We start from the raw sequence: 14,720 nt of genomic DNA on the forward strand, positions 1-14,720 counted from the left end.
AATAAACACATTTAGCACGATTTTTGCATGATAGTTAATATCATAATAAACTACTAAAAAATAAAAAAAGCCTTAAATTTCATTAAGGCTTTTTTTTATTATTCTAGAACTCAGCACTTTTCGGTGTCCTAGGGAAAGGAATTACATCTCTGATATTCGTCATCCCAGTCACAAAAAGAACCAATCTTTCTAATCCCAAACCAAATCCTGCATGGGGAACAGAACCAAACTTACGGGTATCCAGATACCACCAAAGCTCATGCTCATCTACATGCATATCAGTCATTTTCTGTTTTAGTACATCTAATCTTGCTTCTCTTTCAGAACCACCGATGATTTCTCCGATTCCTGGGAAAAGAACATCCATTGCCGCAACAGTTTTGTTGTCGTCATTCAGTTTCATATAGAAAGCTTTGATCTCCTTTGGATAATCAAATAATACTACCGGGCTTTCAAAATGTTTTTCAACAAGATATCTCTCGTGTTCAGATTGAAGATCTGTTCCCCATTTTTCAACGGGATACGCGAATTTGCCTTTTTTATTTTCTTTTGAGTTTAATAAAATCTCAATAGCTTCTGTATAGCTTACACGCTTGAAACGCTTAGCAATCACATTCTGAAGTTTTTCAATAAGACCTTCTTTTGCTCTTTCCTTCTCAGGTTTTGTTTTCTGTTCTTCTTCAAAACGCTTATCCAGGAACTCCAGATCATCTTTACAGTTATCCAGCACATACTGAATCACATATTTTAAGAAATCTTCAGCAAGGTCAATGTTATCTTCCAGGTTATTGAAGGCCACTTCCGGCTCAATCATCCAGAATTCAGCAAGGTGTCTTGTTGTATTAGAGTTTTCAGCACGGAAAGTAGGTCCGAATGTATAAATTCTTCCTAATCCCATGGCTGCAGTTTCTCCTTCAAGCTGTCCTGAAACCGTAAGATTCGTTTTTTTACCAAAGAAATCCTGTGAGAAATCAATATCACCTTCTTCTGTTCTTGGCATATTTTCAAGATCAAAGTTGGTAACTCCAAACATTTCTCCGGCTCCTTCTGCATCTGCACCGGTAATTACAGGTGTATTGATGTAGAAGAACTGATTCTGATTAAAAAACGAGTGAACGGCAAAGCTCACTGCATGACGCACTCTGAAAACAGCCCCGAATAAATTGGTCCTGAATCTTAAGTGAGCCTGCTCACGAAGCTTTTCTAAACTGTGTTTTTTAGGTTGAAGAATCGTACTTTGAAGCTCTTCAGTAAAGTTATCTCCTAAAACGATGATCTTTTTAGCAATAATCTCAACGCTTTGGCCAGCACCCTGGCTCTCTACTACTTCACCTACCACTTTAAGGGAAGAAGCAGTACTGATTTTCTTGATAACCTCTTCATCAAAATTTTCGAAATCAACAACTATCTGCAAATTATTAATAGTAGATCCATCATTAAGTGCAATAAAGCGATTAGCACGGAAGGTTCTTACCCATCCGTAAACTGTAATGTCATGATGTAATACTTTCTTGTAATCCTTCAGGATTTCTTTGATCGTCTGCTTTTTCATTTGTTGATGATAAATTTTTGTATAAAAATTAATGTTTGCAAAGTTACAAAAAAACAGCGCAACTTAATGGTTACGCTGTCTTTAAAAATCATTTATCAGGTAATTAAACTTTCTGTTCAGTAAAATTATCTTTTTCACTCTTCTGCATTCGTTTCTAAAGTATAATTTTAATATCCTGAACTTCATAAAATTTGTCCTGACTTGAACCTGGTACACTCACATCATATCACTTTTTAGAGGAATAAGCTGACTTATTCTTGTTTTTTCATAAGAACAGGGCTCTTATGTATGGAAAATAGTTATTAGTTTTTAGTTTTTAAATGATAATTCTGATTCCTCAAGTTCATCATTAGCTCTGTCTTATTCACTTAGAATTCATTCCCTGACATCGCTAATGGTTTCAAACAAACTTTGTTTACTTACAACATAATAAATTACTTTTGGTGATCACTACTCTAACTTTTTAATTCATTCATTAACTCACGTAGGATTTTAATATTTACATTTTTGTACTGTACACATACAAAAATATAAATGCTGTGTTTTTACCTTGAAGCAAAGATGCGTAAACCGATGTGATGATCCAAGTGAACACTCTATAGATTCATAAATTTATATACCTAAATTCATGAATTAAAAAACAACAAACAACTAAAAACCAACGCTTTAAAATCAATTCACATTTATCTCACTATTTTATTTCCACTTCATAAAAAACAGCAGTTCTATTCTTTTTTCTAACAGTTCAACTTATCATTTATCAATTTTCTTCACCTCGTTTTTCTATAATATTCTATAATGTGGGATATTTTATATTCAAAATTCTCAAGTATTAATAATCTGTTAACCGCAGAATAAATTTAGAAATTTAAAGCAGATATAATCATCATCCACGATTTAGATACATCATTCCCCGATTTGGATACATTTTCCTTTTCGCAAGTTTCCATCTTTGTATCATCATTTAAACAAAGAAATTATTTAAAAATGGAAACAAAAAAAGTATGGTTCGTAACAGGAGCTTCAAAAGGTTTAGGATTTGAGTTGGTAAAAAAATTACTATCCGAAGGATTTCAGGTTGCTGCCACCAGCCGAACCGTTGAATCCCTTTTCTCAACCATTGGAGAAACTTCAGAAAATTTCCTTCCACTGAGCGTCAACATCACAGACAACAACGACATAAAATCTGCCATTGAAAAAACAGTTGATCATTTTGGACGAATCGATGTGGTTGTCAACAATGCCGGCTACGGACAAATCGGAACCCTTGAAGAGCTTACTGATGAAGAGTCAAGAGAAAATTATGCCGTGAATGTTTTCGGAACATTGAATGTGATTAGAAATGCCATGCCGTATCTTCGTAAACAAAGATCAGGAAATATCTTCAATATATCTTCGGTTGGCGGATATTCCGCCAATTTTCCGGGCTGGGGAATCTATTGTTCTACAAAATTTGCTGTTGCCGGATTTACAGAGGCATTGGCTGAAGAAGTGAAAGACTTCGGAGTTCATGCTACCGTTGTTTATCCTGGATATTTCCGTACAGATTTTTTAACTAAAGACTCTGTGAAAACGCCTTCTAATCCTATTCAAGCTTATGAAGCGGCAAGAAATTCAGAACAGGCTCATCTTAATGAAATCAATGGAAATCAGCCTAATGATCCTGAAAAAGCAGCTGACGTCCTGATCCAGATCAGTAAAGAGAAAAATCCTCCGGTACATTTATTATTAGGTGTAGGAACGGTGGAGTTTCTGAATAATAAAATAGATATTTTAAAGAAGGATGCTGAAAAATGGGAACATCTGACAGTTTCAACAGCGATTTAACCTTGTAATAATGACCTTCAGCTCCGTTCAGATGTCCTACAAAAGTTGGTCAGATTGGAGCTGAAGGTTTTCTAAAACCATTGATTATACTTTTTACAAAAAACAATTAACTTCGCTATTATGAAACAGCCTGTCCGCTTTAACTCTATTTCAGATTTTCATGCTTTCTGTAGTCTGTCGAATCCTGAACATCCGCTGATCAGTTTAATAGATTACAGCAAAGTGCGTTATGCTGTAGATCATGAAGAACTGAAATGGATTCAGAATTTTTATTCAATTGGTTTGAAAAAGAATGTCAGTCCAAAATTCAATTATGGACAACAGCAATATGATTTCGATTCCGGAGTGCTGTGTTTTGTTTCACCACAGCAGTTTTTAAGCCTTGAAATCAATCCCGATGTTGAAGTGGAGCCTACCGGATTTTTATTGCTTATTCATCCTGATTTTCTGTGGAATACTTCATTAACCAAAAAAATAAAAACTTATGACTTCTTTAGCTATCAGGTGAAGGAGGCTCTTTTCCTTTCTGATAAAGAAGAGGAAATCCTTGTTAATATTCTTAAAAATATTGAAAGAGAATATCAGTCAAACACCGATAGATTTACGCAGGAGCTTATCATTGCTCAGATTGAATTATTACTGATTTATTCTGAACGTTTTTATGAACGGCAATTTTTTACCAGAAAAAAGTCAAGTCACGAATTGTTATTTAAATTTGAAGATATTCTTTCTCAATATTTTGAAGGCGGAAATCTCCTCGAAAATGGCATTCCCTCTGTGAAATGTATTGCCGAACAGATGAATATCTCCCCTAATTATCTTGGGACATTGCTTCGTCTTCATACTCAGCAAAACACACAGCAGCATATTCAGAATAAATTAATTGATTCTGCTAAAGAACGTTTGAGTACTACAAGTTTATCTGTGAGTGAAATTGCTTATGAACTGGGATTTGAACATCCACAGTCTTTCAGCAAACTCTTCAAACAGAAGACGAATCAGTCTCCGGGAGAATTCAGAAAGTTATTTAACTAGATTCTATAGGGAATCAGTAGATACCTTAACCTTTTAAAGTCATGGTTCCGCATCGGAGCACAGCATTGATCATATACATAAAAATTGACCAAAGAAGACCATACAAAAACGATGGTTTCTCATCCTATACAAAAAGTTATGGGAAATATTTCTTAGTAAATAATGCGAAAGAGAATAAGTTTCAGATATAATTTCTGAAAACAGATTATTCATCTTTTTTTGACGGAACAAGGAAAACGTCCATCAGGCCTTCCGGCAATTGCATTTTAATAAATCTCTCTTCTCTGTTTACCTCCAGGATCCAGTCTTTGATAAGAGGGATCACAATTTCACGGCCTTCAAATCCAAGAATGAAATAATTTTGGGCAGTCTGATCGTTTACAGATCGTATTACTCCACAGTCGTTATCATTTTCATCAAGGATATTGTACCCTATTATTTCGTGATAATAGAATTGTTTTCCTGAAAGTGGAGGAAGGGTAGCAAGCGGAAGGTAAACACTTTTACCTAAAACCTGATCTACCAGAGATTCTGAGGAGCCTTTAAAAGCAAGATTTAAAGCATCTAATTTGCTCCAGGAGGACTTTTCAATAAAAAATGGAACCAATAATCCGTTGATTTCAACGAATATTGATTCCAATTTATTGTAAAGCTTGGGCTGATCGGTATCCAATTTAAGGATAACGTTACCCGCAAGTCCATGTCTGCGTGTGATTTTACCTAAAAAATAGCAATCTTCTTTACGCATAACAGGATTTGTTTATTAAGCTTCAGTGTTTTCTTCAGTTTCAGCAGCAGGAGCTTCTCCTTCTGTAGCTTCAGTAACAACTTCTTCAGCAGGTGCATTAGCAGCTTCCTCAGCAGCTTTAGCATCAGCATCAGCTTGTGCAACAGCAGCAATTCTAGCTTCGTTTACTTTAACTTCAGCATCTAAAGCAGCTTTCTTAGCGTCAGCCTGAGTTTTAGATAAACCTTCTACTTTACCTTGTACTTTAGCATCTTTAGCGTCTACCCAAGCAGCAAATCTTTTTTCAGCTTCAGCTTCGTCAAAAGCACCTTTAGCTACACCACCTTGTAAGTGTTTTTTGTAAAGGGCACCTTTGTAAGAAAGGATAGCTCTGGCAGTATCAGTAGGCTGAGCACCATTGTTTAACCACTGTACAGCAGAATCAACGTTTAATTCAATAGTTGCAGGGTTAGTAATTGGGTTGTAAGTTCCTAGTTTTTCGATGAATCTACCATCTCTTCTTGCTCTAGAATCTGCAACCACGATGTGGAAAAAAGGCTTACCTTTTTTACCGTGTCTTTGTAATCTGATTTTTACTGACATAATGTTTGAATTTTACGGGAACTCGTCCCAGTTAAATATTTAAGAGTGCAAAGATAAAACAAATTTTTCAATTTGGTAATTTGAAAATGGGATAATTTGATATTTTTTTTCACTCATTCATTATCACCTCTTCAAAATGATTCATTAATCCACTTTTCCCATATAGAAAAGCCCTAAACACTTTTGGTTTTCCTCTATGGTTAAAGATTCCTTCAGAAGGTCAACAATTGTTGGAGAGCTCCAGTAGCATCCTATATTATGGGCCGTACAGGTAAGATACATATTCTGAACAGCCATTGAGGTAGCTGCAATCTCTTCCCATTCCGGAACCATTCCGCTGAAATTAACAACAATGGAAACTACCACATCAGCTTTGTTGATTTTAAAACCGATATCATTATATTTTTTCTCTAAGAAAAGCTGTTCGGGCTGCGTAGTTTTATAGATAGCCTGCATTTCTGAAGCCAGATTTGCCTTTTCTTCCCCTTTAAATATTTTGAAACGCCAAGGTTTTGTACGTTTGTGATTGGGTGCAAATGTTGCCGAACTTAGAATTTCATCAATAACCTCCTGGGAAATTTCTGCGTCTGTATAATCTTTTGGAAAAGTACTTCTCCTCTGTTCTATGATTTCTTTTACTATTTCTGCTTTGTTCATAACTGCAAATTTACAATATGAGATCCAATCTCCGGCATTTAAAAGATCAGGTTTTTAATACCAACCTATGATTTTTGTATGCTTTGTAATTGCTTATAATGAAGGTCAGCAAAATCGCTGCGGCAAACACTTTAACCAGCCATTTTTCATATACAGCTCCGTATACCGGATCCAGCATATACAGCACAATAAAGCTGAAAGTATATATCATTCCTGCAATAATCCAGATAGGGCCGGGATCAGGATATTCCTTAACGATACCCGATTTGTTGTAATTAAAAATTGGAAGCAATTTATGCCCGTCCCATATCAATAAAATAGAAACAGCAAGCATCATTAAAGAAATGATTATCCAGGTTCCGGAGAATGAAAGACTAAGTGTAATCACCCAGATATTAGTTAATATTGCGAAAAATACTAAGACCCCAAGAGTCGCATAACGCTGGGTCATCAGTAAAACTCCTGTGATCACTTGTGCCCATCCTAAAAAGTTCCAGTAGAAACCGGATTGGTACAATGCTTCAAAAAAGTAACCTATTGGATTTTCTGTTGAAATACGGGTGAACCTATTCCCTATTAATTTGGTTAATCCTGATGGCAAAAAAGCGAAGCCCACCAGATAACGCAAATGGATAATGATCCATTGATTGATTCTGTTTGTTCTTAAATTACCGAATTTCATGGGTATTGTGGATAGTTATGGTTTCATCATTAAGGCCCCTTCTTAGAGTACTTCCACTATTTTTTGATGAATTTTATTTAGTACAAATTCATCTCCGGCCCTCATCCCCATTATCTTTTTTGCCATTGGACTTTCGGGGGAAATGGCGTAGAAACGGTCTCCTTCAAAAAAGAATTCACCTAATGAAACTGAAATATAAAAACGGGCTTTATTGGTAATCACCAATGATCCCAGCTGTGCTCTTTCTGTACTTGTGTTAAGAACTTTTGCCATATTTCTTTTAAGATCATTCAAAGCTCCCAATTGTCGCTGCATCTGGTAAATCTCCTCCTGCATTTCTTCTCTCATGCTGTCATATTTCGGAGTTTTTTTGATGTCACGGCTTGCTTCCAGAGTAAACTCAATAAATTTTTTAAGTTTTTCAATTTTCTCTGTAATGGTAGTTTTTACGAAGTCTCTGATATCACTTTTTTCAAATACAATCTTCTCCATAAATCGAATCTTTATATAAAGATAATATTTTTCTTATAATAATTTATATTTTCATTTCTTCATAAAAAAACAAATGACCCAAATCCTAATACCGTAGCACCAACCCCTAAAGCATAAAAAAGCCCTGTAAAATTTACAAGGCTTCAGTTTTATTTTTCTGATATCTGTTTCAGACCATCAAGCCCCTGCCCAAACATCTTATTCATATTATTATCCATCATAGGCTTCATAATCTTCATCATCGTATTGAGTTCATTATCAATCATCCAGGTTACTTTTGTTCCATTTCCTTCGGGTGTCAGTACAAAGGTACTTTTGGCATTTCCTTCAAAAGGCTGGATAAAATGGAGTTTGGTGACCATTTTTTCATTGGGTACCATTTCAGTAATCGCCTGTTCTCCCTCGCCCACATTTTTATCTCCTTTCCAGTGATAGGAATCTCCTATTTTATCCCCTTCTCCCGAATACGTAATTTTAATATTTTTATCTGCTTTGGAAAAAGGATCCCATACATTATATTCTTTTAAAGAACCTACATGTGACCATACTTTTTCTTTTGGAGCTTTAATGACAACAGATTTTTCAAAATGATAGTCTTTGCTGAATGCCAGCATAGCAATAACAGCATATACAACAATCAACAGAATGATGATTCCGATAATTTTTAAGAGTGTTTTCATAGTTTATATATTTAGGTTGTTTATTTCAATGACAATGTTTACATCTGTTCTCAAAATTAGATATTTCAATATCATCCCCACTTTCCATATGACAAGATTATTAAGGAAATAAATTCCAGACAATCTAGAGTTATTTCAAATTTGCTTTACCGGAACTTCAATATAATTAAAGTATCGCTTTCTTATAAAGGCCAAATTCGCTTAACGTAATGCAAACCGGAGATTGTGTAATGTTTAGTCTCAATTTACTGGCAGTAAGCGGCTGTCTCAATTTAATCAATCTTTTAGCCCCAATGCTTGTACCTTCATAAATCTTTTCCCAGGCGTTATCCTTAAAAACTTCAATATTATAAGCTTCAATCCTTTGCCCTAAAGGAATGAATTCCTGTAAGCTAATGATATCAAATGTTTGAGAAGATGGAAGGTTTATTTCAAGACTTGCCTGTTTTACTTTATCTTCAGTGGCCCAAAAGCTTTGCTTATCACCATCCAGCAAGGTAAGTGGAATATGAACTTTATCTCTGGTATTACTGGATTTGATCATAGCTCCCTTAGCCAGATTATTGGCAAAAGTCTGCTTTATTATAGTTCCGAAAGCTTGCAGGGCAGCAACATCGTCTTCATGCAACCTGCCTCTGGTATCCGGAGCCAACCCTAAATCTAATGCAGCACCGTGGCCAACACTTTTCAGGTAAAGATCAAATAAGACTTCCGGTGATTTGGGTTTTTCCTGAACATGAAAGAACCATCCTTTCCTAAGCGGAACATCACATTCCGCCGGCATCCAAAATTTCCCGTTTCTAATACCAGTTGGGCTTTGCGGGTAGTTAGCCTGTCCAGGAACAGCTTCACTTTTACCTTTTGGTCCTGTTGGGGTAAAGGTAGCCCAGCTAGTTTCTGAAGCATGCCCTTCTTCATTTCCCACCCACCTTATATCCAAACCAACATCGCTAAATATATTCGCCATAGATTGCATTTTGCGGGTAATAGCCCAGGTATTTTTCCAATCATAGTAAACCGTATTATCTATACTCCTTGTTTCTCTGGCTCCTCCATAATAGCCATCTCCACCATTGGCACCGTCATGCCAGCTCATAAACAGATTTCCATAATTGCTGTATAACTCTTTCAGCTGAGCCTGATAGATAGGAAGGTATTTTGATGTCCCATATTCAGGATTATTCCGATCCCAAGGTGAGCAATATATTCCAAACTTTAACCCATATTTTTGAGCTGCAAGCTGCACTTCTTTTACCAGATCTCCTTTACCGTTTCTGAAAGGGCTTTTCGAAACATTGTAGGCCGTTGTTTTGGTAGGCCATAAAGCAAATCCATCATGATGCTTAGCCACCAGTATTACTCCTTTTAATCCTCCTGATTTAGCTGCTTTTACAATTTGTTCGGCATCGAAATCGGTGGGATTGAAAATTCCTGGATTAGCATCCCCATAGCCCCATTCCTTATCTTCAAAGGTGGTAGGTGTAAAATGGATCAGCCCATACACTTCAATATCATGCCAGGCCAATTGTCTTTCAGAGGGTGTAGCTCCATACGGCTGAATTGCTTTTTGTGCATTTATAAAACTGTATAAGAACAGACAACAAAAGAATATTTTTTTCATCAATTAATAATTAAGATTACAACTTATGGTTAGCCATTCATCTTCATCTCTACTCTTCCTATGACAAAATTATTTTAAAGATAAGTATTTTTGTCATAACTTTTTATTCAGGCATTATTTTTGAGCTTTTCAGCTGTGATTCCTGATGAATGACTACATTTAACTTTAATTAAAAATCAAAAAATGAATATTTTAACTGAGAAATTTAACACTCCATATCATTCTGCACCGTTTACTTCTATAAAAAATGAAGATTATCTTCCTGCTTTTAAAGAATTAATCCAAAAATCTGAGGAGGAAATCAATGCGATTGTTAATAATCCTGAGGCACCTACTTTTGAAAATGTAATTGAAGCTTTAGCGTATTCTGGCGAGCAGCTGGATGTTGTTTCCAATATATTTTTCAATTTAAATTCGGCAGAAACAAGTGATGAAATCCAGCAGATTGCTCAGGAAGTTTCTCCTATTTTAACGGAATATTCTTCAAAGATTTCTCAAAACGAAGCTCTTTTCAGTAAAATAAAAAAAGTATACGACGAAAAGGAAAAATATAACCTCAATGAAGAACAAAAAATGCTTTTGAATGAAACCTATAAAGGTTTTGTAAGAAGTGGTGCTTTATTAAATGAAGAGGACAAGGAAAAATTAAAAAAGATCAGCATGGATCTTTCTCTAAAATCCCTGCAGTTCGGACAAAATGTATTAGCTTCTACCAATGCTTATTTCAAGCACATTACCCATAAAGAAGATTTGGCAGGTATCCCTGAAGCTATTATTGATCAATATGCTGAGGAAGCCAAAGAGAGAAATCTGGAAGGCTGGGTTGTTACGCTGCAATATCCAAGCTATATCCCGTTCATGACTTATGCGGAAAACCGTGAACTGAGAAAGGAACTGGCATTGGCCAATGGCAAAAAATCTTTTGATGGTGGTGAGTTTGATAACCAAAATATGATCAAAGAACTTTTAACTTTAAAACAGCAAAAAGCTGAGCTTCTAGGGTATAAGGCTTATGCTGATTTTGTTCTTGAAGAAAGAATGGCCAAATCACCGGTGAAGGTTTTTGATTTCTTAAATGAACTTTTAACCAAAGCAAAGCCTTACGCTGATAAAGAAATCGAAGAATTAAAACTATTGGCTAAAGCTGATGGTATTGAGGATATGCAAGGTTATGACCATGCTTTTTACGCTGAAAAACTTCGTAAACAAAAATTTGACCTGAATGACGAAGAACTGAAGCCTTATTTCCCTTTAAATCAGGTACAGGATGCTGTTTTTGGATTGGCTGGAAAACTTTTCGGATTAACATTTGAGGAAAGAAATGATATTCCGAAATACCATGAAGAAGTAAAGGTGTATGAAGTAAAAGAAAATGGCACTTATAAATCTCTGCTTTACGTTGACTATTTCCCAAGAAAGGGTAAAAGAGCAGGTGCATGGATGACAAGCTACAAAAATCAATATCAACAGAACGGGGAAAATTCACGTCCGCATATTTCTATTGTCTGCAATTTCAGTAAACCAACAAAGGACACTCCTAGTCTATTAACATTCCAGGAGGTGACTACTTTATTCCATGAATTTGGACATGCTCTTCACGGAATGATGGCCAATACGCAATACCCTTCTCTTTCGGGGACTTCTGTAAAATGGGACTTCGTGGAGCTTCCATCCCAATTCCTGGAAAACTTCTGCTATGAACCTGAGTTCTTGAAGACTTTTGCAAAACATTACAAAACGGGTGAAGTTCTTCCTGATGAAAAAATTGAAAAGATTGAACAGTCTAAAAACTTTATGGAAGGATATCAAACGCTGAGACAGATTGGGTTCGGACTTCTGGATATGAATTACCATACTAAAGTTGGAGAATTAGCACATGAGACGATAAAGGAGTTTGAAGATAAATATACCCAAGCAACTACACTTTACCCTACGAATTCTGAAACAGCAATGAGCCCAAGTTTCTCCCATATTTTTCAGGGTGGATATTCTGCGGGATATTACTCTTACAAATGGGCAGAAGTACTGGATGCTGATGCTTTCCAGTATTTTAAAGAAAACGGAATTTTCAATCCGGAGATTGCAGCTCAGTACAAAATCCTTCTTTCTTCCGGCGGAACGAAAGATCCCATGGAACTGTATAAAGATTTCAGAGGTAGTGAACCAAAAGTAGAGAGCTTATTGAAAAGAGCTTTCGGATAATCTCTATTCTTGAATATGATACAAGAACTTAATATATTTGAAGCTGTTTTTAAGGATGCCTTAAAAACAGCTTTCATTCATGTAGATACTGAATACATTGATGATCTTCTGGATAAAAGAGACCTTCCTGAATTTTCGGATGTATGGATGAAAGCCTATCAGCCAGTAGAAGGAAAGGAGATAACTACGGAAACAGAGGACAAAATCAATGACCTCCGAAAGGATATTTTTGTATTCGTTTTCAGAAGCACAGGATCATCCGATCTATCAGCCTATATCTCCGACGATGTGGGCCTTATTTGCGCCTATTACATTCATAACATTGAGAATAAATGGGTGACCGATTTACTTTACACTTACCTTACTCATCAGATTCCCCACGGCGAGCTTATGAAAACAGATCAAACAATAAAAGAATTAATTAATTCCTATCACTTCAACGATGAGAAATTATAAATATTGGAGATCCTGTGCTGATTTGATAGAGAGCGGAAAGATTGAAGAGGCAACAAATTACGCTCTGGAAATCACTTTAAAGCTTGGACTTTCTAAAGAAGTAGTGGAAAAAATCATGGCTGTTTCTTTAAAGGGTTTTGAAAAAAAAATTGAAGAGAAAATGAATGGTTGCCTGAAAAAGGCAAAAGAAGAGAATGCTGAAGCACTTTGTTTGTATTATAGTATGGACAATGGTTGGGACAGTACAATGTATATCTGTAAAGATTATAGCACGGAAAACACTTCCTGGATCTCTGAAAGCAGAAGCTGGATTGATCTCGGAAAAACAAGAGGCTTCTCAGAAATCTATAAAAATACTGCAGAATCAGCTTTTTTCGCCAATAAAATAAGTTCAGCGGTTTGCATTCTTTTAATGTTTAGAACAACCATTGCTTTTTATAATGTGGCTCAAAAGTTTTCAGATTGCGGACTTAAACTTTGTATTACCGCAACAGAGAGTGACTTTGTAAGAGTTGCATAAATGAAACTGAGTTCGGATAAGAAACTTGGGAGCTAGAAAGAAGAAAAAGGTTGTTGGTTAGGAGGATGCATGTGGATCAACAAATCTTTCAGTCATCAGAATTAAAAGATTTATTTTAAGAAAGCTAAATTTGTAGATGACAACATAAGTATTCATTCTGTAATTTTAAATAATGAGCAATATAACATCAAGATTAGAAAATGTAAAAAAACTCCAGGCTAAAAGATGGGAGAATGAAGACCATTGGGATACTTTAAATGATTTATTAATCAAAGAACTGGATGAAATTTTACTTATTGAGCCAGAAAACACATCCGCTTTAATCAATATTGGAGCTATTTATTCTGATATGGGAGAAAATGAAACGGCTTTGCACTATTTAAAGAAGGCATTAGATTTAGGTTCAAACGACAAAAATTTATATGTGAATCTTGCCGTTGTACTTATTTATATGGAAAAACATCAGGAAGAATATTTAGAATATCTTGAAGAAGTGGAAGATAAGATTGAAGACCCACTTACTTTTAAAGCCTATTTTGATCCTCAGTCTCATTAGAAATTTATTATTAATTAAAACCTTACACCATGTTACTAGCCATTTTACTTCCCTTCTTATCCTTTATGGTTCGTGGAAAAATCATCACCGGAGTGATCTGCCTGATTTTACAGATTACCTTAATCGGCTGGCTTCCCGCTGCTATATGGGCGGTTGTTTCTTTAAATAATGCCAGAGCAGATAAGAGAACAGACAGGCTCATTAAAGCCATGCGCAGCAATCAAAAGTAAAGTCATTTCATATAATTTTTTAAATAATTACTGTAATTTGACTTCAGGCATCTGCTCACAATAAAACCCAATTCTATCCTTATGAAAGAAAATAAATACGACAACCCGGCTTTTTTTGACCAGTATGAACAGATGCTACGGTCACAATTAGGCTTAGAAGGAGCAGGAGAATGGCATGCTCTGAAAAATATGCTACCAGATTGTAAAGAAAAAAAGGTCCTCGATCTGGGTTGTGGATTCGGATGGCACTGCCGCTATGCTATGGAAAATGGGGCAAAATCTGTTATTGGGATTGACCTTTCGGAGAAAATGCTTGCTAAAGCTAAAGAGATCAACAACCTGGAAGGTATTCACTATGAAAGAAAAGCATTGGAAGATGTGGAATACCCTGCTGAAAAATTTGACCTTATTTTAAGTTCGCTGACCCTTCATTATGTGGAATCATTTGAGGCTCTTGCTCAAAATATTTATCATTGGCTGGTTTCAGGAGGCCGTTTTGTGTTTTCAGTAGAACATCCTGTTTTTACTGCTGAAGGAGGCCAGGATTGGGTATACGATAAAGATGGGGAAAAAGTCTGCTGGCCCGTTGACCGGTATTTTATCGAAGGGAAAAGAAACACCACCTTTTTAGGAGAAAATGTCATCAAATACCACAGGACTTTAACCTCTTATCTCAATACTTTACTAAAGCACGGTTTTAAGATCAGAGAAATCATTGAACCTGAGCCTAGTCACACCATGCTGAAGGAAATTCCAGAAATGAAAGAGGAACTTCGCAGACCAATGATGCTATTAATATCTGTAGAAAAATAATCCTCTCTTCAATACCTTTGAAAATCATTATCTTATTTTAAATCATTAAAAAACACAAATTACTATT

16 protein-coding genes are annotated in these 14,720 nt (G+C 35.7%); 8 read left to right on the plus strand and 8 right to left on the minus strand.

Annotated elements, in window-relative coordinates; all coding sequences use genetic code 11:
* Nucleotides 1–103: 103 nt before the first annotated feature.
* Nucleotides 104–1,552, minus strand: a complete 1,449-nt coding sequence (asnS, locus tag LQV47_RS19285; RefSeq protein WP_230040506.1) for an asparagine--tRNA ligase — start codon at nt 1,550–1,552, stop codon at nt 104–106.
* 987 nt (nt 1,553–2,539) lie between these two features.
* On the opposite strand from asnS, the gene LQV47_RS19290 reads away from it, so the two are divergent.
* Nucleotides 2,540–3,379 carry an SDR family NAD(P)-dependent oxidoreductase gene (locus LQV47_RS19290; protein ID WP_230040509.1) on the plus strand — a complete coding sequence of 280 codons (840 nt, stop codon included), beginning with the start codon at nt 2,540–2,542 and terminating at the stop codon, nt 3,377–3,379.
* Between the two features lie 120 nt (nt 3,380–3,499).
* Nucleotides 3,500–4,414, plus strand: coding sequence for a response regulator transcription factor (locus tag LQV47_RS19295; protein WP_230040511.1), 915 nt, complete (start codon nt 3,500–3,502; stop codon nt 4,412–4,414).
* 205 nt (nt 4,415–4,619) lie between these two features.
* On the opposite strand, the gene rimM is transcribed toward LQV47_RS19295, so the two are convergent.
* The 7 genes from rimM to LQV47_RS19330 form a co-directional block, all read right to left on the minus strand.
* A complete protein-coding gene (gene rimM / locus LQV47_RS19300; protein WP_230040513.1) occupies nt 4,620–5,162 on the minus strand; it encodes a ribosome maturation factor RimM in 543 nt (180 codons plus the stop codon).
* Nucleotides 5,163–5,177: 15 nt separating this feature from the next.
* Nucleotides 5,178–5,744, minus strand: a complete 567-nt coding sequence (locus tag LQV47_RS19305) for a 30S ribosomal protein S16 (protein WP_230040515.1) — start codon at nt 5,742–5,744, stop codon at nt 5,178–5,180.
* A gap of 144 nt (nt 5,745–5,888) precedes the next feature.
* Nucleotides 5,889–6,401 (minus strand): nitroreductase, encoded by a 513-nt coding sequence (locus LQV47_RS19310; RefSeq protein ID WP_230040517.1) that lies wholly within the window; start codon nt 6,399–6,401, stop codon nt 5,889–5,891.
* Between the two features lie 46 nt (nt 6,402–6,447).
* Entirely contained in the window at nt 6,448–7,083 is a 636-nt protein-coding gene (locus LQV47_RS19315; protein ID WP_230040519.1) for a DoxX family protein, read from the minus strand.
* Nucleotides 7,084–7,125: 42 nt separating this feature from the next.
* Nucleotides 7,126–7,575 carry a GreA/GreB family elongation factor gene (locus LQV47_RS19320; protein ID WP_230040521.1) on the minus strand — a complete coding sequence of 150 codons (450 nt, stop codon included), beginning with the start codon at nt 7,573–7,575 and terminating at the stop codon, nt 7,126–7,128.
* Between the two features lie 149 nt (nt 7,576–7,724).
* Complete coding sequence (locus LQV47_RS19325) at nt 7,725–8,255, minus strand: SRPBCC family protein (RefSeq protein ID WP_230040523.1); 531 nt, start codon at nt 8,253–8,255, stop codon at nt 7,725–7,727.
* Between the two features lie 166 nt (nt 8,256–8,421).
* Nucleotides 8,422–9,876, minus strand: coding sequence for an alpha-L-fucosidase (locus LQV47_RS19330; RefSeq protein ID WP_230040525.1), 1,455 nt, complete (start codon nt 9,874–9,876; stop codon nt 8,422–8,424).
* A gap of 183 nt (nt 9,877–10,059) precedes the next feature.
* Between LQV47_RS19330 and LQV47_RS19335 the strand changes: the two genes are divergently transcribed.
* The 6 genes from LQV47_RS19335 to LQV47_RS19360 all read left to right on the plus strand — a co-directional run bounded on the left by LQV47_RS19335 (nt 10,060) and on the right by LQV47_RS19360 (nt 14,653).
* Entirely contained in the window at nt 10,060–12,078 is a 2,019-nt protein-coding gene (locus LQV47_RS19335; RefSeq protein ID WP_230040527.1) for a M3 family metallopeptidase, read from the plus strand.
* 15 nt (nt 12,079–12,093) lie between these two features.
* Nucleotides 12,094–12,534: a hypothetical protein gene (locus tag LQV47_RS19340; RefSeq protein WP_230040529.1), complete on the plus strand. Its 441-nt coding sequence runs from the start codon at nt 12,094–12,096 to the stop codon at nt 12,532–12,534.
* Nucleotides 12,521–13,054: a hypothetical protein gene (locus LQV47_RS19345; RefSeq protein WP_230040531.1), complete on the plus strand. Its 534-nt coding sequence runs from the start codon at nt 12,521–12,523 to the stop codon at nt 13,052–13,054. The genes LQV47_RS19340 and LQV47_RS19345 overlap by 14 nt, the downstream gene beginning before the upstream one ends.
* A gap of 172 nt (nt 13,055–13,226) precedes the next feature.
* The gene (locus LQV47_RS19350; protein WP_230040533.1) at nt 13,227–13,610 is read left to right on the plus strand and encodes a tetratricopeptide repeat protein; all 384 of its coding nucleotides are present in this window, start codon (nt 13,227–13,229) and stop codon (nt 13,608–13,610) included.
* A gap of 29 nt (nt 13,611–13,639) precedes the next feature.
* The gene (locus LQV47_RS19355) at nt 13,640–13,840 is read left to right on the plus strand and encodes a YqaE/Pmp3 family membrane protein (protein ID WP_230040535.1); all 201 of its coding nucleotides are present in this window, start codon (nt 13,640–13,642) and stop codon (nt 13,838–13,840) included.
* A gap of 81 nt (nt 13,841–13,921) precedes the next feature.
* Entirely contained in the window at nt 13,922–14,653 is a 732-nt protein-coding gene (locus tag LQV47_RS19360; RefSeq protein WP_230040536.1) for a class I SAM-dependent methyltransferase, read from the plus strand.
* The last annotated feature ends 67 nt before the right edge of the window (nt 14,654–14,720 follow it).

This window comes from Chryseobacterium sp. Bi04 (assembly GCF_918698085.1).
Classification (GTDB): domain Bacteria; phylum Bacteroidota; class Bacteroidia; order Flavobacteriales; family Weeksellaceae; genus Chryseobacterium.